Source organism: Streptomyces sp. NPDC086554 (genome assembly GCF_040686095.1).
Taxonomy (GTDB): Bacteria; Actinomycetota; Actinomycetes; order Streptomycetales; family Streptomycetaceae; genus Streptomyces.
Window position 1 is genome coordinate 142,204 of the sequence record NZ_JBFBJK010000010.1, and the last position, 20,429, is coordinate 162,632.

General features: G+C 70.5%; 15 protein-coding genes and 1 tRNA gene. 10 read left to right on the top strand and 6 right to left on the bottom strand.

Features of this window, described 5'->3' with window-relative positions; genetic code table 11:
• Nucleotides 1–241: 241 nt before the first annotated feature.
• Together AB0O76_RS18510 and AB0O76_RS18515 are read right to left on the bottom strand one after the other, a co-directional pair.
• Entirely contained in the window at nt 242–2,827 is a 2,586-nt protein-coding gene (locus AB0O76_RS18510) for an FtsX-like permease family protein (protein ID WP_365491906.1), read from the bottom strand.
• Nucleotides 2,824–3,612, bottom strand: a complete 789-nt coding sequence (locus AB0O76_RS18515; protein ID WP_365491909.1) for an ABC transporter ATP-binding protein — start codon at nt 3,610–3,612, stop codon at nt 2,824–2,826. The genes AB0O76_RS18510 and AB0O76_RS18515 overlap by 4 nt, the downstream gene beginning before the upstream one ends.
• A gap of 405 nt (nt 3,613–4,017) precedes the next feature.
• Here AB0O76_RS18515 and AB0O76_RS18520 point away from each other — a divergent pair, with 405 nt between their 5' ends.
• The 3 genes from AB0O76_RS18520 to AB0O76_RS18530 all read left to right on the top strand — a co-directional run bounded on the left by AB0O76_RS18520 (nt 4,018) and on the right by AB0O76_RS18530 (nt 8,119).
• On the top strand, nt 4,018–5,589 hold the full coding sequence (locus AB0O76_RS18520) for an MFS transporter (protein ID WP_365491912.1): 1,572 nt from the start codon (nt 4,018–4,020) through the stop codon (nt 5,587–5,589).
• Between the two features lie 329 nt (nt 5,590–5,918).
• Nucleotides 5,919–6,494 (top strand): DUF485 domain-containing protein, encoded by a 576-nt coding sequence (locus tag AB0O76_RS18525; RefSeq protein ID WP_365491915.1) that lies wholly within the window; start codon nt 5,919–5,921, stop codon nt 6,492–6,494.
• Nucleotides 6,491–8,119, top strand: a complete 1,629-nt coding sequence (locus AB0O76_RS18530) for a cation acetate symporter (RefSeq protein WP_365491918.1) — start codon at nt 6,491–6,493, stop codon at nt 8,117–8,119. The genes AB0O76_RS18525 and AB0O76_RS18530 overlap by 4 nt, the downstream gene beginning before the upstream one ends.
• A 116-nt stretch (nt 8,120–8,235) precedes the next feature.
• Here AB0O76_RS18530 and AB0O76_RS18535 read toward each other — a convergent pair whose 3' ends face one another.
• The 3 genes from AB0O76_RS18535 to AB0O76_RS18545 form a co-directional block, all read right to left on the bottom strand.
• Nucleotides 8,236–9,120, bottom strand: a complete 885-nt coding sequence (locus AB0O76_RS18535) for a cellulose-binding protein (protein WP_365491921.1) — start codon at nt 9,118–9,120, stop codon at nt 8,236–8,238.
• A 276-nt stretch (nt 9,121–9,396) separates the two neighbouring features.
• On the bottom strand, nt 9,397–12,210 hold the full coding sequence (locus tag AB0O76_RS18540) for an SUKH-4 family immunity protein (RefSeq protein WP_365491923.1): 2,814 nt from the start codon (nt 12,208–12,210) through the stop codon (nt 9,397–9,399).
• Between the two features lie 7 nt (nt 12,211–12,217).
• Nucleotides 12,218–13,204: an SMI1/KNR4 family protein gene (locus AB0O76_RS18545; RefSeq protein ID WP_365491925.1), complete on the bottom strand. Its 987-nt coding sequence runs from the start codon at nt 13,202–13,204 to the stop codon at nt 12,218–12,220.
• 319 nt (nt 13,205–13,523) lie between these two features.
• Between AB0O76_RS18545 and AB0O76_RS18550 the strand changes: the two genes are divergently transcribed.
• Both AB0O76_RS18550 and AB0O76_RS18555 read left to right on the top strand, forming a co-directional pair.
• Nucleotides 13,524–14,084 (top strand): YwqJ-related putative deaminase, encoded by a 561-nt coding sequence (locus tag AB0O76_RS18550; RefSeq protein WP_365491928.1) that lies wholly within the window; start codon nt 13,524–13,526, stop codon nt 14,082–14,084.
• Between the two features lie 35 nt (nt 14,085–14,119).
• Nucleotides 14,120–14,629, top strand: coding sequence for an SUKH-3 domain-containing protein (locus AB0O76_RS18555; RefSeq protein ID WP_365491931.1), 510 nt, complete (start codon nt 14,120–14,122; stop codon nt 14,627–14,629).
• A gap of 79 nt (nt 14,630–14,708) precedes the next feature.
• On the opposite strand, the gene AB0O76_RS18560 is transcribed toward AB0O76_RS18555, so the two are convergent.
• A complete protein-coding gene (locus tag AB0O76_RS18560; protein WP_365491934.1) occupies nt 14,709–16,034 on the bottom strand; it encodes a histidine kinase in 1,326 nt (441 codons plus the stop codon).
• Nucleotides 16,035–16,209: 175 nt separating this feature from the next.
• On the opposite strand from AB0O76_RS18560, the gene AB0O76_RS18565 reads away from it, so the two are divergent.
• From AB0O76_RS18565 to pth, 5 genes are all read left to right on the top strand, one after another.
• Nucleotides 16,210–16,280: transfer RNA gene (locus AB0O76_RS18565), tRNA-Gln, on the top strand.
• Nucleotides 16,281–16,397: 117 nt separating this feature from the next.
• A complete protein-coding gene (gene glmU / locus AB0O76_RS18570) occupies nt 16,398–17,846 on the top strand; it encodes a bifunctional UDP-N-acetylglucosamine diphosphorylase/glucosamine-1-phosphate N-acetyltransferase GlmU (RefSeq protein ID WP_365491937.1) in 1,449 nt (482 codons plus the stop codon).
• Between the two features lie 118 nt (nt 17,847–17,964).
• Entirely contained in the window at nt 17,965–18,942 is a 978-nt protein-coding gene (locus AB0O76_RS18575) for a ribose-phosphate diphosphokinase (protein ID WP_266866016.1), read from the top strand.
• Nucleotides 18,943–19,115: 173 nt separating this feature from the next.
• Nucleotides 19,116–19,709, top strand: coding sequence for a 50S ribosomal protein L25/general stress protein Ctc (locus tag AB0O76_RS18580; protein ID WP_365491942.1), 594 nt, complete (start codon nt 19,116–19,118; stop codon nt 19,707–19,709).
• 112 nt (nt 19,710–19,821) lie between these two features.
• Nucleotides 19,822–20,424, top strand: a complete 603-nt coding sequence (gene pth, locus AB0O76_RS18585) for an aminoacyl-tRNA hydrolase (protein ID WP_365491945.1) — start codon at nt 19,822–19,824, stop codon at nt 20,422–20,424.
• Nucleotides 20,425–20,429 lie beyond the last annotated feature (5 nt).

Below are 20,429 nucleotides of genomic sequence, written 5' to 3' on the forward strand. Positions count from 1 at the left end.
TCCGTCCAGGTTCGGGGGCGCGCGGGAGGGCAACGCGAACCGCCCGGCTCCGTCATACGGGCCGGGGGGCTTCCAGCGTACGACTCCGGGCTGACGGCCGCTGGCCGTCGGCACACGCGCACCCATCCGGAGCCCCAGCAACGGCGCCGCGGCCAAAAGAAGCCCCCCGACGCAGCAGGCGGCCCCCGGCGGGCGCGAAGCCCGCCGGGGGCCATGTCCCCCGCACCCCCGTAGCGGGGAGCTATTCCGTGGCGATGGCGTTGAGGACGTTCATCCGGCCCGCCCGGAAGGCCGGGACCAGCGCCGCGAACAGGCCCACGAACGCCGAGCCGATGAAGACCGTGATGATCGTCGGCCAGGGGATCTCCAGGACCTTCAGACCCTCCAGGGCCAGGAGCTTCTGCGCCGTGGCTCCCCAGCCCATGCCCAGGCCCAGGCCGAGCAGCGCGCCGAAGAGGGCGATGACCACCGACTCCATGCGGATCATGCGGCGCAGCTGACGGCGCGAGAGGCCGATCGCCCGCATCAGACCGATCTCACGGGTCCGCTCGACCACCGAGAGGGCCAGGGTGTTCACGACGCCCAGGATGGCGACGATGATCGCGAGGCCGAGGAGCCCGTAGACCATGTTCAGCATCTGGCCGACCTGGTCCTTCAGCGTCTGCTTGAAGTCGGTCTGGTCCATGACCTTGTACTGCGGGTAGTCGGACATGGCCGCCTTCAGCGACTTGTACGCCGCGTCCTGCTGGCCCTTCTCCGCCTTGGCGAACATGATCTCGTTCGGCGGCATCCGGTCGGCGGGCACGTACTTCTCGGCGGTCGTGATGTTCACGTACATCGCGCCCGAGTCGATCGAGGTGTCGCTCGACGTGATGGCCCGGACCGTCATCTCGCCCGTCCGACCGTGGTCGAAGGCAAGCTTCACCTTGTCGCCGACGGTGATGCCGTGGTCCTTGGCGAAGTCCTCGCCGACCGACATCGAGTCCGGCTTGTAGGCGTCGGCGAGCTTGCCGGCGACCGTCTCGCTGCGCACGTCCTCGGCGTACGTCGCGTCGGCGGCGCTCAGGCCGACCTCCTTGGCGACCTTGCCGTTCGGGGCCGTCAGGTCCGCCTTGATGTCCTTGTACTGGGTGATGTGGGCGATGTGGTCGGCCTTCTCCAGGGACTTCGCGGCCTTCGGGGTGATCGCCTGTTCGTTGTCGGACTGGATGATGAAGTCCGCGCCGACCGACTTGTCGAGCTCGTCCGTGGCGGAGGCGACCATCGAGGAGCCGACCACGGAGAGACAGGCGACAAGCGCGAGGCCGATCATCAGGGCCGCGCCGGTGGCACCGGTGCGGCGCGGGTTGCGCAGCGCGTTGCGCTCGGCCATGCGGCCGATGGGACCGAACATCCTCAGCAGTACGGCGCTGATGACGCGGACCACGCCGCCCGCGAGGACCGGGCCGATGACGACGAAGCCGATGAGGGTGAGGACGACACCGCCGCCGAGGAAGAGCGAACCGTCGCTCGCCTTGTCCGCCTGGGACGCGGTGTAGAGGCCGTAGCCGCCGGCGCCGGTGAGGACGAGGCCGATGACCGCACGCAGCGCGCTCGCCTTGCCGTCGGCCGGGGTTCCGGCGTCGCGCAGCGCGGCCATCGGGGAGACCTTGGCCGCTCGCCGGGCCGGGAGGTAGGCGGCCAGGACCGTGACGACGATGCCAAGGACCATGCCCACCACGGGAGTTGTCCACTTGACCGTGAGGTCCTGCGTCGACAGCTCCATGCCCATGCCGGACATCAGCTGCATCAGGCCGACGGCGAGCCCGACGCCCGCGCCGACGCCGAGGACCGAGCCGAAGACGCCGAGCAGCAGCGCCTCGACGAGCACGGAGCGGTTGACCTGCTTGCGGCTCGAACCGATGGCGCGCATCAGGCCGATCTCGCGGGTGCGCTGGGCGACCAGCATCGAGAAGGTGTTGATGATGAGGAAGATGCCGACGAGGAAGGCGATCCCGGCGAAGCCGAGCATCGCGTACTTCATCACGTTCAGGAAGCCGCTGACGCTCTCGCGGTTGTCGTCCGCGCTCTCCTTCTGCGTCTTGACCTTGTACGCGGAGGCGTCCGCGCCCATCGTGTCGGTGACGTTCCGCTTGAGCACCGCGTCGCTGACGCCGGCTTCTGCGGTGACGTTGACGTGCGTGAACCGGCCGGTGGTGCCGAGCAGTTCGCGCTGTGCGGTGGCGGTGTCGAAGTAGACGATCGCGGCACCGGGGTTGGTCACCTTGAAGGTGGCTATGCCGGAGATCTTTGCGGTGTGGTCGCCGGAGACGGCGATCGTGCGCAGTTCGTCGCCGATCTTCAGGTCGTGCTTGTCGGCGGTGTCGGCGTCGATCATCACGTCGGTGGGACCGCGCGGGGCGTGCCCGGAGGTGATGTCCATCGAACGCAGGTCGTTGCGCGTCCAGTTGCCCGCGAGGGTCGGGCCGCCGTTGGTCGGACCGATGTTCTCCTTCTCGGAGTTGACGACGGTCACGCTCTCGCTGCTGACCGCGCCCTCGGCGGACTTCACGCCGTCCGCCTTCTTCGCCCGGTCGACGACCGATGCGGGCATCGACTCGGGCTTGCCCGAGTCGGGCCGGTCACCGGGGTCCGTCGCGGACTTGGAGGTGACGGTGACGTCGGCGGACGTCGCGGCGAAGAGCTTGTCGAACGTCGTGTTCATCGTGTCGGAGAAGACGAGCGTGCCGCAGACGAACGCCACCGACAGGACCACGGCCACCGCGGAGAGCGCCATGCGGCCCTTGTGCGCGAAGAAGTTGCGCATCGAGGTCTTCAGGACGGTCATGACGTACGCCCCCGCGCGTCGAAGTCCTTCATGCGATCAAGGACCGTCTCGGCGGTGGGCGAGTACATCTCGTCGACGATCCGTCCGTCGGCGAGATACAGCACCCGGTCCGCGTACGAGGCGGCCACCGGGTCGTGCGTGACCATCACGATGGTCTGGCCAAGATCGGTCACCGAGCGGCGCAGGAAGCCCAACACCTCCGCCCCGGCACGGGAGTCGAGGTTCCCTGTCGGCTCGTCGCCGAAGATGATCTCAGGCCGGGACGCGAGCGCGCGGGCCACGGCGACGCGCTGCTGCTGGCCGCCGGAGAGCTCGGTCGGGCGGTGCTTGAGGCGGCCCGCAAGGCCCACCGTCTCGACGACCTGGTCGAGCCAGCCGCGGTCGGGCTTGCGGCCCGCTATGTCCATCGGGAGCGTGATGTTCTCGATGGCGTTGAGCGTCGGGAGCAGGTTGAACGCCTGGAAGATGAAGCCGATCCGGTCCCGGCGCAGCTGCGTGAGCTTCTTGTCCTTCAGGCCGGTGATCTCGGTCTCGTCGAGGTAGATCTGCCCGGAGGAAACGGTGTCGAGGCCCGCGAGGCAGTGCATCAGGGTCGACTTGCCGGAGCCGGAGGGGCCCATGATCGCGGTGAACTGCCCGCGGGCGATGTCCACGTCGATGTGGTCGAGCGCCACGACCCGGGTCTCCCCGGATCCGTACGCCTTCACGACCTGGCGCGCCCGTGCCGCCACGGCCGTACGCCCTCCAGTGCCCCCGTGCCTGGGAATGGTCACAGCCGATGTCACGGTAAGTCTCCTAAGTCGGTTACGCGGTAGGTCAGGCGTGTTCGCTACGCATAAAGAGTCTGGTCTGCCGAGGGGGTCCGGCGCGCTGGTGCCCGGCGCAGTCTTTTACGGGGGAAAACCCCACCCCTGGAGCTGTGGTTCTTCCGCCCCCGAGGGCGATTGGTCCGCCCCCGTCGGCATAAAGCCAATCTAAGGACGGGTCCTGGCCTTCTCGTCCTCCAGCGGTACGAACGACCCCCGGTCCGTAGTACGGAGGTTCCCCTAGGGGATCTCCACCCGCCGGTGGAGTCGGCCTGGGGGATCACTCCACCCACATACCTACCGGACACCTCCCCACCTGCCGGGAAGGTCTCCACCCCCTGCCCCCACCACGCATCGGGTGAGAAGGTGGCCCGGAGCAATTACATGCAGGGGGAAGGAATCTCGGTGGGCACTGACGACATACGACGCCGCGGCCCCGTCGTCGCCGCGCTCATGCTCGCCATGGCCCTCGCGGCCCTGGACTCCACGATCGTCTCGACCGCCATCCCGCAGATCGTCGGCGACCTCGGCGGCTTCTCCGTCTTCTCCTGGCTCTTCTCCGGCTATCTCCTCGCCGTCACGGTCACCCTGCCCATCTACGGCAAGCTCTCCGACACCTTCGGCCGCAAGCCCGTCCTCATCGCGGGCAGCATCCTCTTCCTGATCGGCTCGGCCCTGTGCGCCGTGGCGTGGAACATGGGGGCGCTGATCGCCTTCCGCGTCGTCCAGGGCCTGGGCGGCGGCGCACTCCAGGGCACGGTGCAGACACTCGCCGCCGACCTCTACCCCCTCAAGGAACGCCCCAAGATCCAGGCCAAGTTGTCCACCGTGTGGGCCGCTTCGTCGATCGCGGGCCCGGCGCTCGGCGGCCTGATCGCCGCGTACGCCGACTGGCGCTGGATCTTCCTGATCAATCTGCCCATCGGGGCGGTGGCCCTGTGGCTGATCGTGCGCCACCTGCACGAGCCGGAGCGCGCGGCGGCCACCGCCCGGGGGCGCACCGACTGGGCGGGCGCGCTCGCCGTCTTCGCCTGCGGCGGCGTCCTGCTCACCGCGCTCGTACAGGGCGGCGTCGCCTGGGGCTGGCTGTCCACGCCGTCGCTCGCGCTCTTCGCGGCGGGCCTCGCGCTCGCCGCCGCCGTCGTGGTCATCGAGCGGCGGGCCGCCGAGCCGATCCTGCCGGGCTGGGTCTGGCGGCGCCGCACCATCGCCGCCGTCAATCTCGCCCTGGGCGCGCTCGGCCTCCTGATGGTCGCCCCGACGGTCTTCCTGCCGACGTACGCGCAGTCCGTGCTGGGCCTCGCGCCGATCGCCGCCGGGTTCGTGCTCTCCGTCATGACGCTGAGCTGGCCGGTGTCGGCGGCGCTCAGCCAGCACGTGTACCGCAGGATCGGCTTCCGCAACACCGCGATCATCGGCATCGGCGCGTCCGCGCTCCTCCTCTTCGCGTTCCCGCTGCTGCCCTATCCGGGGCAGGCCTGGCAACCGGCCCTGATCATGCTGCTGCTCGGCGCGGCGCTCGGCCTCTTCCAACTCCCGCTGATCGTCGGGGTGCAGTCCACCGTCGGCTGGTCCGAGCGCGGCACGGCGACCGCGTCGATCCTCTTCTGCCGCCAGATCGGCCAGACGCTCGGCGCCGCACTCTTCGGCGCGGTCGCCAACGCGGTGCTGACCTCGCGCCTCGGTGGCGCGGGCTCCCTGGACTCGGTCGCCCGCTCCCTCGAGAACGCAGCGGACCCGGCGTCGGTCGCCGACCCCGACCGGCTGCGCCGCGCGGTCGACTCCGCCGTCGACACGGTGTACGTGGGGGCCGGGTGCGCGGCGGTGCTCGCCCTGCTCGTACTGGTATTCCTTGCGCCCCGACGGTTTCCGGTTATCGGCGTGAAGTCCCCGGAGAACGGGGAAGAAACCGGCCCGGCACCGCGTGAACGCCCCGTGAATAAACCGGCCGAATAAACCGACCAAGCAGTATGCCCAAATCCCTTCGCAGCCCCGCTACTTACAAGTAACGTGCTCGGTTCTCACCTCTCGCTCCCTGCGGTCCCGCACCGGACCGACGCCGCGCAAGGAGAACCGGGATGCCGCACCACCATCACCCTCAGCAGCCGCAGCCTTCTCAACAGCCTTATCAGCCAAGCCAGTTGCCGTACCCTGAACGACCGGAGCAGGCAGAGGAGCCGTATCCGGCAGCGCAGCCACGCCACGCCCAACAGCCGCGAGCAGCCCAGCAGCCGCATCAGTCACAACAACCGCACCACCCTCAACAGCCGCATCAGGCGCACCAGTTGCCGCATCATGACCAGCCGCAGCAGCCACAGCAGTCCTACGAGCCGTGGCAGCCAGGGCAGGGGCAGCCCAAGCCCCAACCGCAGCCCCAACCGCAGCCGCAGCCGCAGCCGCAGTCCCAACGCCCGTACCAGTCACAGCAACCCCAGCCTCCCCAACCGTCGCCCCTCCCCCGCCACCTCCCGCCGCACGACTCGTCCCCCTCCTACCCGACCTACCCCTGGCAGCCCGTCGCGCCGCCACCCCCACCACCCCCGCCGCGGCCCCGCCGCCACCCGGCGCTCGGGCGCCACAGTGACCTGCGTTTCCTGCGCAGTGCCTACCGGTGGCAGCGCCGCGTCGCCACGCTCACCGCGCTCGGCTACTTCACGCTCTTCCTGGTTCTCTCCGCCTTCGCGCCGTCCCTGATGACGGACACCGTCACCGGCGGGCTCTCCGTCGGTCTGCTGCTCGGCCTGTGCCAGCTGCCCGTCACGCTGCTCGCCATAGCGCTGTACGAGTTCACGGCCCGCCGTCTCCTCGACCCACTGGCCCAACGGCTGCGCAAGCTGGCCGAGTTGGAGGCGAACCGATGAACACCTCCGCACACGCCCGAGTCGTCCTCGCCACCGATTCCGCACAGGCCATGTCCCTGGTGGCCTTCACCGCCGTCGTCACCCTCACCCTGCTGCTGTGCGTCCTGACCGGCCCCGACCGCGACGACCTCGGCGAGTTCTACACCGGCTACGGCGCGCTCTCACCGATGCGCAACGGCCTCGCCATCGCGGGCGACTACATCTCCGCGGCGACCGTCCTCGGCACCGGCGGCGTGATCGCGCTCGTCGGGTACGACGGGGTCGTCCTGGCCCTGAGCACGGCGCTGTCCCTGATGCTCCTGATGTTCCTGCTGGCCGAACCCCTGCGCAACGCAGGGCAGTTCACCATGGGAGATGTACTGACCCGCCGGATGCCGGGACGTGCCGTACGCATCACGGCATGCGCGGCGACGCTGGCCGCGCTGATCCCGCTGATGCTGGTCCAGCTGGCCGGCGCGGGCGATCTGCTCGCCTTCATCCTCGGGTTCTCCAGCGAGGGCCTGAAGACGGGCTGCGTCGTCGCACTCGGCGCCCTCATGATCAGCTACGCGGCGATCGGCGGCATGAAGGGCACCGCCCTCATCCAGATCCTGAAGATCGTGATCCTGCTCGGCTCCGGCCTGGTCATCGCCGCACTGATCCTGCGCCGCTTCGACTGGGACCTGGGCGCGCTGCTCGCCGCCGGCGAGCGTGGCAGCGGCATCGGCCCCGCCTTCCTCCAGTCGGGACTGCAGTTCGCCGGCGGCCCCAACCCCCGCCTGGACATGATCAGTTCGGAGCTGACGGTGGTGCTCGGCGGGGCCTGCCTGCCGCACGTCACCATGCGCATGTACACGGCGCGCAGCGCACGCGAGATACGGCGCTCCATGTCATGGGCGGTGTCGTCGGTGGCCCTCTTCGTCCTCATCATCGCCATCGTCGGCTTCGGCGCGACGGCGATGATCGGGCGGGCGGCGATCGCCCAGGCGGACCCGCAGGGCAACACGGCGTATCTGCTCGGCTCCAAGGCGGTTTTCGGCGCGAACGCGTCGACGGCGGAGACCCTCATCTTCACGACGGTCACCACGGCGATCTTCCTCACGCTGCTCGCCTCGGTCGCGGGAATGATCCTGGCCTGCGCCAACTCGCTGGCCCACGACGTCTTCGCGCACTGCCGCCGCGGCATCACACCGCGCAGGGAGATGACGCTCGCCCGCGTTTCGGCCTTCGCCGTCGGCGGCCTGGCGATCTTCCTCGCGGTCCTGGTGCAGCACCGCAATCTGCAGCCGCTGGTCACGCTCTCGTTCTGCCTGGGCGCGTCCGCCCTCGCGCCGGCGCTCGTCTACAGCCTCTTCTGGCGCCGCTTCACCCGCAGGGGCCTGCTGTGGACGCTGATCGGCGGCACGCTGGGCTCCGTCATCCTGATGACGGGCACCAACCTGGTCTCGGGCTCCCCGGTTTCGGCCTTCCCCGACCTGGACTTCAACTGGTTCCCGTTCACCACGACAGGCATCGTCTCCATCCCCCTCGGCTTCCTCCTGGGCTGGCTCGGCACGGTGTCGTCGGGCCGCAGGGAGTCGGAGGAACAGCGCAGGCAGTACGAGGCGGTGGAGGGCTGGATCCTGGCGGGAATCAAGCGAGGCTGAGGCTGGAGGTCGTTACCCACCCACCCCAACAGCCCACCGGGGCACTCACGCCCACGTGTCCGACGCGGGGTGCTCGGGTGGGTGGGCGGGCGGGAAATGTCGCCGCGAAGCGGCGTCTAGGACACCTGCCCGGTCAGCGCGGCGAGACTGCTCCGCACATGCTCCATGTGCGCCCGAACCTCCTCCCACTCCTCACCGTGTTCCCGCAACAACCGCTCCGTCTCCCGGACAACCCCTTCCTCCCGCACCCCCGCGGCAGCGACCAACTCCGCACCCCGCGCCTCCGCGTCCTCCTGCCCGTGACGGGCGGACTCCTCCGCCTCGGCATAGGCCCGCTCGGCCTCGGACAGGCGGGCCTCCGCCGCTGCCACGACCGAGGCCTCCCACGCCTCCCCTTCGGCCTCCCGCAGGGCGATCTCCCGCTCGGCCGCCTCCCAGCGCTCGGCGTGCTCCGTCTCCTGCTCCTCCAGGAGCGCGGCACTGCGCTGCCGCATCTCCCGCAGCGCGGCGAGCGCCTCGCCGCGCCACTCCTTCACATCGCGGCGGGCCGCGATCCGCATCTCGTCCGCCGCGGCGCGGGCGGCAAGCAGCCGCTTCCCGGCCCGCTCGTCGGCCTCGGCGAGCAGCTCGTCGGCGTACGCACCGGCTGCCTCGCGCACCTCCCGCGCCGCCGCGTCGGCCGCCTCGCCCACCCGCAGCGCCTCGGCCTCCGCGTCGGCCCGCAGCCCGGCGGCCTCCGCCTCGCTGACCGCCAGGATCTGCTGAGCGCGCTCGCCGAGTTCCTCGTACGTCTGCGGGGCGAGCCGCGAGACCACGTCCCGCAGCCGTTCCACCTCCGCCTCCATGTCCTTGGCGAGGACGGTGAGCCGGGCGGCGCGCTCCCACGCGTCGTCCCGGTCCCGGGAAAGACCGGAGGCGTACGCGTCCACCTGCCCGGGCCGGTAGCCGCGTCCGCGCACGGCGACGAAGCCGTACGGCGAGGCCGTTGCACCGCTGCTCATCCTTGAATCCCCTCTCCGAGGCACCCCGCGCGTACTACGCGATTGGCGCACATCTTGATGGATCAAGCGGAAGCGCTCATAACGCGACACTCCGCGCATCTCACCCGGTCAAGGATGCGCCATTTCCCGTCAAAGGCCGTAATCACTCCTCGACACCCGGGGCAATCGGGCGGGTGGGCGGGAAAGGCTTGTTCCGAGCCAGGGGATGCGGGGTGACACGAACGAGGCGCCCGCCCCCAAACAGGGCCGAGCGCCTCGTGTCACAACCGCCGGGGGCTACAGCAGCCCGTCCCACATCTGCTCGAGCAGCACCGACCACCAGCTCTCCGGAGACGCAAGCGCCGCCGGATCGAGCGCGGCGAGCTGGCTCTGGAAGTCGACGGTCCAGCGCCCCGCCTGCTCCTGGTTGAGCCCGAACCGCAGCCGCCACATCCGGCCGAGCAGCGCCAGGCAGCGGGTGAACTCGGGCAGCCCCGTGTTCACGAACTGCGGCGGCACCGGAGCCCCGCCGGGCCCCGCCTCCACCGGCACGGCGACGATGTTCGCCGTGCCGTACTGGACACAGATCGCCCGGCCGAAGTCACTGCCCATGACGAGGTACGAACCGGCGTCCGACGCCGGCTGTACGCCCCGCTCCTGCGCCGTCTCGGCCAGCGTCGGCACCGGACGCCCCGGCTGGGCCTGCGCCCAGAAGAACGGGCCGAAGTCGACGGGCAGACCCGCCACGACGAGCGTGTGCGCCACGATCTCCGGCACACCCTGACGCGACACCGCCCGCTGGTCGAAGCGGAAGATGCCGGGCCCGAACGCGCCCGCGAGCTCCTGCGCCACGCCCTCCGGCGGAATCGGCGGCGCCGGCTGCACCTGCGGCAGCGGCGCCCGCACCGGCGCGGGGCGCGCCGGGCCGTCCGCGACCTGGTGCAACTCGCCCTGGTGCGCGATCAGTTGTTGCATGCCGCCCTGACGGGACGCGTGATCCTTGCCGTACGGCGCGATGGATGTGATCCGCGCCTGCGGCCACGTCTCGCGGATCATGCGGGCGCAGTACGCACCCGGAAGCTCGCAGGACTCCAGCTCGGTGTGGAGTTCGAGCACCTGCTGCGGCGGCACGTTCATGCCGCGCAGCTCGTGCAGGATCTGCCACTCCGGGTGCGGGGTGCCGGGCGCCGAGCGGCGGATGAGCTGCTGCTCGGAGCCGTCGGCCGCGCGATACCGCAGTACGGCCTGGTAGCCGGGGCCGACGGTCGGCTGACCTGCGGGCGGCTGCGGGTAGCCGTACGGCTGGCCCGGCGCGGGCGGCGGCATGCCGGGAGCACCGGGACCCTGCGGCGGCAGCGGCGCACCGGGACCGCCGACCGCGGGTCCGGCCAGCATCGTCGCCGCGTGGTGGACACCGCCGCCGGGGGGCGGGGTGCCGGGAGCGCCAGGAGCACCGGGAGCGCCAGGAGGCTGAGGGGCACCCGGGGTGCCGGGAGCACCCGGCGGCTTGATTCCACCGGGACCACCCATGCTCGGGTCGGCCAGCATCGTCGCCGCATGGTGCACCCCACCGGGAGGCGTACCCGGCGTACCGGGAGGCCCAGGTGGCTGCGGCGCACCAGGAGCACCAGGAGCACCAGGAGGACCGGGAGGCTGCGGCGCACCAGGAGCACCCGGCGGCTTGATTCCACCGGGACCACCCATGCTCGGGTCCGCGAACATCGTCGCCGCATGGTGCACCCCACCGGGAGGCGTACCCGGCGTACCGGGAGGCCCAGGAGGCTGCGGTGCACCAGGAGCACCCGGAGCCGCCGGAGCACCAGGAGCCGCAGGCGGCTGAGGCCCGTCAGGGCCGAGCGCCGAGACGAGCTGCGTCGGGACGTAGCCCCCCGCCGGCGTACCCGGAGCACCGGGCCCGGACGGCGGCGGCGTACTCCCCGGAGCCGCACCGGGAGTCCCCGGCGCACCCGGAGGCGGCGGCGTACTCGCACCGCTCCCCCGTGCGGCGCGCGGCGGCGCCTGCGCCTTGCTGGTCGCGGCGTCGGCGATGTCCCCGGCGCCGGGCGGCACGGAGTGCTGCTGGGCGGCAGGAGCCGCGGGCCCCTGCGGATAGCCGTACGCGGAAGCGTCCGGCACGCCCGCGCCCGGAGGCGGCGGCATGTTCACCGCGCCACCGGCAGGCGGCGGAGGCAGGTTCGGTCCCGGAGCGGCAGGGGGCTGCGGCGCACCCGCGTCCGGAACGTCGAGGGCGGGCGCGACCGTCGTCGACGGAAGGCGGCTGCCGCCGTGCATCAGCGCGGTCTTGGCCTCCGGCGAAACGCCGGGCGGCGGGGTGTCGTCGTCGTCACCGCCGACCAGCGGTGGCGCGAAGACCGTCGCGGGCGCGGGCACCGAACTCTCGTCGCCCGACTGCCCGTTGGTGTCAGTGCCGTCCCACGGAGCGGCAGCGGCGGGTGCGCCGCCCGACGCACCGGCCGCGGGCCACGGCGTACCGCCACCGGGCGCCTCGGGCGCACCCGGAGCGGCAGGAGCCCCGGACGCGGCCGGAGCGGCAGCCGAACTCCCCACCGCACCCGCCTCGTTGGACGCCGCCGGGCGATCCCACGCCCCGGGCGCACCCGGAGCCGAAGCAGCGGAAGCCGCAGGCGCGGCCGGAGCAGCCGGAGTCGGAGCCGCAGCCGGCGAACTCCCCACCGCACCCGCCCCGTTGGACGCGTCCGCCCGGCGATCCGGGATGCCCAGCTTGTCCGCCGCCTCCTGGAGCCACTCCGGAGGGCTCAACAGGAACGACGTCTGATTCAGGTCGACCCGCTCCGGCGGTGCCGGTGCCGGATCCTCCGGAGCCGCGTCCGGGACGCCGTACTCCTCTTCGTACCGGCGAATCACCTCACCGACGGGCAGCCCGGGCCACAGCGTGGCCTCGCCGCTGTCCCGCGCGATGACGAGCCGCTGCTTGCCGCCGTCGGACACCGGACCGTTCTCCCGGTCCTCCGCCCACACGACAAAGCCGAGATCGAACTCCCGGACCCGCACCTCACGGTGCTGGTAGCCGGGCACGTCGCCGTTGATCCACTCCTCGGCGCGCTCCTGCGCCTGCGCGAAGGTCACCATCGCCAAGTCACTCCCCCACCGGAACGGCGCGCGCGAAGCCGCCGTCCACCATCAGGTTCGCCACGGTCTCCAGCTCCGGCGGGTTCCCCGCGAGCCGGGACAAGAACGCGTCGAAATCGTCGCCGCACGGCAGCAGCAGCCGCTCCACCCGCTCGGCGGGCTGCCACCCTGCCGCTTCCGAGACATCACGGGCGTCGTCGTACGCGCAGAACCACACCGAGCCGATCCGGTCGCCCTTGACCTTCACGGCGAGCAGTCCGCCCTGCACGAAGCCGACGCACAGGTAGTCCTTGGTGAGATGGTCGCGCAGACACTTGTTCACGTACACCAGGTCGTTGACCGCGGCCTCGTCCCGCACCGTGAAGAACGGCTGGTCGACCAGCAGACCCAGCTCCGCGTCGAGCGCGGCGCCAACCGGCGCGCAGCCGCCCGCCGCCTTCAGGAACGAGCGGTAGGCGCCGGGCAGCCGGTAACCGAGGTCCTCCTCGACGCCGAGGATCTCCTGCTCCGACACCGCGACCGCCGACTTCGGCAGCGCGAGATGCGCGGGACGGGTCTCCTGGAGCGGGCGCGTACCCCTCTTGTTCTGGTCCACGGCCGTCGTCGCGATCCCGCCGTGATGGCGAAGGAGCGCCTTCACCTCGACCGGCACAAGATCGAGGCGGCGGCCGCCCGGCACGTGATGCCAGGTCCAGCCGTGCGGGGTCGCCACCGGCGGGATCGTGTCCCACAGGTCATGACCCGACGCCGCGAGGGCGGCGTTCGCGGAGACATAGTCCGTGAGGCGCAGCTCGTCGACACCGAAACCCTCGGGGGGTTCGGCGATCTCGGCCGCAGCACGCGCGTAGGCAGAGAAGTCCGGATAGCCGTGCTCGTCCACGCGCACCCCTCTGGGGTGGCGCGAGGCCCGGACCGGATCCGGGAAGTGCACGATCTGCCCGGCGTAGGCCGCGTTCGGCGGCGCGGCCTGCTGCCCCAGCCGACCTGTCGTCATGGCGGTTGCCCCCTGCGGCACTGTTAATGGTTCTGCGGATCACTGTTGTGCGTACTGCGACGCGTACTGCTCTGTGCACTCTTTCGCGCACTGTTCTGCGTACTACGAATGTCGACAGCCTATGCGTAAGGACGACACCGGTCACCGGGCCTCCGGTTCCATGACCAGCAGCCACCGCACCGTCACCGTGCGACGAAAGCCAGGCGTGTCGCGCCGCCCCAGCTTCCGCACCACCCGCCCCATTTGGCAGGCTGTCCCCGCAACGCGGGGGCGTGGCACACGCGGTCATGCCGCGGGTTGCGGGGAGGGAAGCACCACCATGCACACGGCACAAACCGGTCGGTCAAGCCACACACTGTCCACGACAGCGGCTCCCGGCACCGACGAGAGCGGCACCACCGGCTCGGGCGACCCCCGCGTCGGCTGGAGCAGCACCTCCGCCCACGCGCCCATACTGCGCCAGCGCCGCGACGGCATCCTGCCCACCGTCGCCGCCGCGCTCTCCGTCCGCGGGGCGACCCTCACCTGCACCGCGGGCCGCGGCGAGGAACCCCCCGCACTGCACCCGCTCGTACAGGACTTTCTCGACACCCTCACAAGCGGCCAGCGCGAACGCTTCACCGGACGCTGCGCCGAAGCCATCCTCATCTCCCGGCACCTCAGCGCCGCCGACGGCAGCCGCTCCAAACGCGCGGCACGAAAACCCATGACCAACGGCGAGGCCCGCAAGGCCCTCAAGCACGCCAAGCTCACCACCCGCCGCATCCGCGAGGACGGCGACCCCCTGCACGGCGGCTTCGCCCGCCCCTGCCGCTCCTGTACCGCGCTCACGGCACACTTCGGCGTACGAGTCGTGGACCCGACCACCCCCGAAGCCTGACCCCCCACCGAGCCGCGCTACCGCAACGAGGGCCCATGCACACCGAACAGCAGCACCCCACCACTGCCGCCAACCCGCGCTTCCCCGTCCCCGTCGACGCCGCCCTGCGCGCGGCCGGCTGGCTCCCCGGACGCTGGGACATAAAGCAGGCGGAGATCTGGGCCGACGTACTGCGCAACCACGCCTCACCGGCAGGCCACCGGCACGCCGTCTTCCCCGCGGCCGTCGAGGCCTGGGCCGAATTCGGCGGACTGCACATCACCCCGCAGGGCCCCGGCCGCCAGATAGCACCCGCCGCCATGCACCTCGATCCCCTGTACGGGCTGCACATGGCCCGCACCCTGGGGGACCTGGGCCGCGCCCTGGACTCCGAGGTCTGCCCCATCGGCGAGGAGCCCGAGACCCAGGCCCTGCTCGCCATCGACGCCGAGGGCCGCGTGTACTCCCTCGACCACAGTGGCGACTGGTACCTCGGCGCGCATATCGACCAGGCGCTGGCGACACTCCTGTCAGGAACCCAGCCGGAACGCCTCACGGCGGGCTGAGCCGAGCGCTCCGCTGGGGTGCCGTCGTGGCTGGTCGCGCCGTTCCCCGCGCCCCTTCGGGGCGCTCCCCGAAGGGTGCTCAAGCGCTCGTCGGCAGCACCGCCGACACCCGGAAACCACCCGCATCCGTCGGCCCCGACACGAACACCCCGCCCAGCGCGGTGACCCGCTCCTTCATCCCCACAAGCCCGTTCCCCCCGCTCGGCAGCCGGGCGTCCGCGGGACCCGCCTCCGGCGGCGGCTCGTTCTCCACCTGCATCGCGATCTCCGCACCCCGGTGCGCGAGCCGCACATACGTCTTCGCGCCCGCCGCGTGCTTGTGCACGTTCGTCAACGCCTCCTGCACCACGCGGTACGCGGTCTGCTCCACCTCGGCGGCATACGCACGCGCATCCCCCTCCACGGACAGATCTACCGCCATCCCCGCCGCACGGGACTGCCCCACCAGCTCGTCGAGCTCCGCCAGACACGGCCCGTCCTCGTCCACCGCACGCGAGGCGGCAGCCGCGGCGGCGAACCCCACCGCGGCGAGCGGCACGGCCTCGGAAGCCGACACACGCTGCTGCACGCCGGACCCCGCACCCGACTCCCCGGTCCGCAGCACCCCGAGCATCTCCCGCAACTCCGTCAACGCCTGCCGCCCCATGTCACCGACAAGGGCGGCATTCTTGACGGCCTTCTCCGGATCCTTCCGGGCCACAGCCTGCAACGCGGCCGCATGCACGACCATCAAACTCACCCGATGCGCCACGACGTCATGCATCTCCCGCGCGATCCGGGTCCGCTCCTCGTTACGCGCCCACTCGGCCCGTTCCTCGGCCCGCTCGGCAAGGAGCTGCAACTCCCGCTCCAGACTGTCGGCACGCTCCCGCAGACTCTCCATGAGCCGCCGCCGAGCCCCCACATAAAGACCGAGCAGAATCGGCGGCGCGGTCACACCGATCGAAGTCGTGATCGCGATGAACGGTATGAACCCCTCCGCGAACGCCAGCTCCCCACTCGCCATGTCCTGCCGCGTCCGCACCAGCGTCACGATGAGCGTGCCGAGCAGCGACATCCCCGCGAGCGACCCGATGATCCGCCGCGGCAGCTCCGAGGCCGCCAGCGAATAGAGCCCCACGATGGTCAGCAGAATCCCCATCTGAGCAGGCGTGATGGCGATCGAGACGAGCACCACCGCGATCGGCCACCGCCGCCGCAGCACCAGCGCCGAACCGGCGACGGCCCCGAAGCCCACCCCGACCGCCGCAGGAATCCCCGTATCCCCCGAAAACGTGATCCCCTCGGCCCCGCACTCCGCCGCCGAAGCCAGCGCGAGCCCCACATCAAGCACGGCACTGCGCCACCGCTCCCACCACCACGGCCCGGTATCGGCCGCCCTGTGGCTCTCCCCCGTCGTGGTCATGCCTTCCAGCCTACGGGCGCCAAGCCCTCCTTTTCCGGCGAGTTTCGAGCGCGGTGATCCAGCACACCCCTCGTGCGAGAAGAAGCCGCATCATCGCGTCGAGGGCCCCCGGTACGGCATAGTGTTGTCCGCGCGCCGAGCCGATCAACGGAATCGGGCATAGGTGCGCAACCCATCCCGGGTCGTCTAATGGCAGGACAAATGGTTTTGGTCCATTGAATGAGGGTTCGATTCCTTCCCCGGGAGCCGCGCAGTTCGGGTCCTGACCTCCAAGGTCGGGACCCGCCCTCATTTCCGCCCCACAACGCCCCGGTATCCTGCGGATGTCCACCCCCCGCACTTTCGAAGCCGAAGGGCACCCCCGTGAGCGCCAACAGCCCGGCAGCCGTCGTCGTCCTCGCAGCGGGTGAGGGCACCCGTATGAAGTCGGCCACCCCCAAGGTCCTGCATGAGATCTGTGGGCGTTCCCTCATCGGGCATGTGCTCGAGGCCGCGTACGCGTTGAGCCCGCAGCGGCTCGTCACCGTCGTCGGGTTCGCCAGGGAGCAGGTCACCGGTCACCTCGGGGTCATCGCGCCCGACGTCCGCACCGCCTACCAGAGCGAGCAGAAGGGCACGGGCCACGCGGTCCGTATCGGGCTCGAGGAGCTCGGCGGTTCCGTGGACGGGACCGTCATCGTGGTCTGCGGGGACACTCCGCTGCTGACCGGGGCGACGCTGCAGAAGCTCGCCGCGACGCACACCGCCGACGGGAACGCCGTCACCGTGCTGACCGCCGAGGTGCCGGACGCGACCGGCTATGGGCGGATCGTGCGGGACGGCGAGAGCGGTGCCGTCACCGCCATCGTCGAGCACAAGGACGCCACCGACGCGCAGCGCGCGATCCGGGAGATCAACTCCGGGGTGTTCGCGTTTGATGGTGAGCTGCTCGCGGATGCGCTGGGCAAGGTGCGTACGGACAACAGTCAGGGCGAGGAGTACCTGACGGACGTCCTTGGCATCCTGCGGGAAGCCGGGCATCGGGTGGGGGCGTCCGTCGCCGCCGATCACGAGGAGATCGCCGGGATCAACAATCGCGTACAACTGGCGGAGGCCCGGCGTACGTTGAACGAGCGGCTGCTGACCGAGGCCATGCTCGCCGGCGTGACGGTCGTGGATCCGGCGTCGACGTGGTTCGACGCGACGGTGACGTACGAGCAGGACGCGCTGGTGCATCCGGGTACGCAGCTGCATGGCTCCACGCATCTGGGCGAGGGCGCCGAGGTCGGCCCCAACTCCCGTCTGAAGGACACCCGTGTCGGCGCCGGTGCGCGCGTCGACAACACGGTCTCCGACAGCGCCGAGATCGGGGAGCGGGCGAGCGTCGGCCCGTTCGCGTATCTGCGGCCGGGGACCCGGCTTGGGGTGAAGGCCAAGGCGGGTACGTATGTGGAGATGAAGAACGCGACGATCGGTGACGGTTCGAAGGTGCCGCATCTGTCGTACGTGGGTGACGCGACGATCGGTGAGTACTCCAACATCGGTGCGGCGAGCGTCTTTGTGAACTACGACGGTGAGGCGAAGCACCACACGACGGTGGGGTCGCACTGCCGCACCGGTTCGGACAACATGTTTGTGGCTCCTGTCACGGTCGGGGACGGCGCCTACACGGCGGCCGGCTCGGTGATCACGAAGGATGTGCCGGCGGGTTCGTTGGCCGTCGCGCGGGGCCAGCAGCGGAATATCGAGGGCTGGGTGGCCCGTAAGCGTCCGGGGAGCGCGGCCGCGAAGGCGGCCGAGGCGGCGTCCCGGAAGCCGGAAGGCGAAAGCTGACCGGAAACAGGTGCGTCTGACACGGCGTACCGTGATAGGTGCACACAAATTCGGCCGACTCGACGCACCGGGACGCGTGAGTACGGCAGCGGGAAGAACTCTCTGAGGAGACAGTGCTGTGACCGGGATCAAGACGACCGGCGAGAAGAAGTTGATGCTCTTCTCCGGCCGCGCCCACCCCGAGTTGGCCGAGGAGGTCGCACACAAGCTGGGTGTCGGCATCGTGCCGACGAAGGCCTTTGATTTCGCCAATGGCGAGATCTACGTGCGGTACCAGGAGTCGGCTCGTGGCGCGGACTGCTTCTTGATCCAGAGCCACACGGCTCCGATCAACAAGTGGATCATGGAGCAGCTGATCATGATCGACGCGCTGAAGCGCGCGTCGGCCCGCTCCATCACGGTGATCGTGCCGTTCTACGGCTACGCCCGTCAGGACAAGAAGCACCGCGGCCGTGAGCCGATCTCGGCCCGTCTGGTCGCCGACCTGATGAAGACCGCGGGCGCGGACCGCATCCTCACGGTCGACCTGCACACGGACCAGATCCAGGGCTTCTTCGACGGCCCGGTCGACCACCTCTTCGCGCTGCCGGTCCTCGCGGACTACGTGGGTGCGAAGGTCGACCGCTCGAAGCTGACCGTGGTCTCCCCGGACGCCGGCCGCGTGCGCGTCGCCGACCGCTGGTGCGACCGTCTGGGCGCACCGCTTGCGATCGTCCACAAGCGCCGTGACAAGGACGTCGCGAACCAGGTCACCGTGCACGAGGTGGTCGGTGACGTGAAGGGCCGCGTCTGCGTCCTGGTCGACGACATGATCGACACGGGTGGCACGATCTGCGCCGCCGCCGACGCGCTGTTCGCGCACGGTGCGGAGGACGTCATCGTGACGGCGACGCACGGTGTACTCTCCGGTCCGGCCGCGGACCGTCTGAAGAACTCCAAGGTGAGCGAGTTCGTCTTCACGGACACCCTGCCCGACCCGGGTGACCTGGAGCTCGACAAGATCACGGTGCTCTCGATCGCGCCGACGATCGCGAACGCGGTGCGTGAGGTCTTCGAGGACGGTTCGGTGACGAGCCTCTTCGACGAGCAGGCGTAAAGATCCACTTTGGGTGCGGCCTTCCCGCCGGGTAGACTCACCGAGTTGCTCGGCGAGGGAGGCCGCACTTTTTCTGTGTGGCTGTCCGTTATCGACGCGCTCTTCGTAGCAGGCCAGTAGTCGTATGGCCGGGTAACCGCCCCCATTCGACATTTCTGATACGAGGAGTGCACATGGCTGAGATCAAGCTCGCCGCCGAGACCCGCACCGAGTTCGGCAAGGGCGCTGCCCGCCGCATCCGCCGTGAGTCCAAGGTTCCGGCCGTCGTCTACGGTCACGGCGCCGACCCGGTCCACGTCACCCTTCCGGGCCACGAGCTGCACCTCGCCCTGCGTCAGGCGAACGTCCTGCTCTCCCTGGAGATCGACGGCAAGACCCAGCTCGCGATCCCGAAGGCCGTCCAGCGCGACGCCATCAAGGGCTTCCTCGAGCACGTCGACCTGCTGCTCGTCCGTCAGGGCGAGAAGGTCAACGTCGACATCTACGTCCACACCGAGGGCGAGCTCGCCCCGGGCGGCAACCTGCTCGAGCACGTGCTGAACGCGCTGCCCGTCGAGGCCGAGGCCACGCACATCCCGGAGTCGGTCACCGTCTCCATCGCCGGTCTCGAGGCCGGTGCGACCATCCTCGCCAAGGACATCCCGCTGCCCGCCGGCACCACCCTGAACGTCGAGGACGACGTCGTGGTCCTGCAGGTCCTGGCCGCGCAGGCCGAGGAGGCCCCCGAGGCCGGCGAGGGCGAGGGCGAAGAGGCCGCCGAGGCCTGAGCCTCACCCCGGCGCTCGACCGAGCTCGACTGACAACCGCCGCCCCGCACTCCGTGCGCGGGGCGGCGGTTGGGTTATGCGGAGGGCTTATGAAGAGAGCTATGAAGGAGACATGCAGATGACGACGGATCCCGGCGCCCCGTGGCTGATCGTGGGCCTGGGCAATCCAGGCCCCCGTTACGCGATGAACCGGCACAACGTGGGCTTCATGGTGGCCGACGTGCTCGCTGACCGGATCGGCGGCACGTTCAAGCGTGCGGGCCGGGCGCAGGCGCAGGTCCTGGAGGGCCGGATCGGTCCGGTGGGCCCGGCGAACCGCCGAGTGGTGCTCGCGAAGCCGATGTCGTACATGAACGTCTCGGGCGCTCCGGTGACGGCGCTGCGCGACTTCTACAAGGTGCCGGTGGCGAACATCGTGGCGGTCCACGACGAGCTGGACATCGACTACGGCACGCTGCGGCTGAAGCTGGGCGGCGGCGACAACGGCCACAACGGCCTGAAGTCGATGACGAAGGCGATGAGCTCGGACTACCACCGGGTGCGGTTCGGGATCGGGCGTCCGCCGGGGCGGATGCAGGTCGCCGACTTCGTCCTGAAGGACTTCTCGTCGGCGGAGCGCAAGGAGTTGGACTACTTCGTGGACCGGGCGGCCGATGCGGTGGAGGCGCTGGTCATCGAGGGTCTTGAGCGGGCGCAGAGCGCGTACAACTCCTGAGGCAC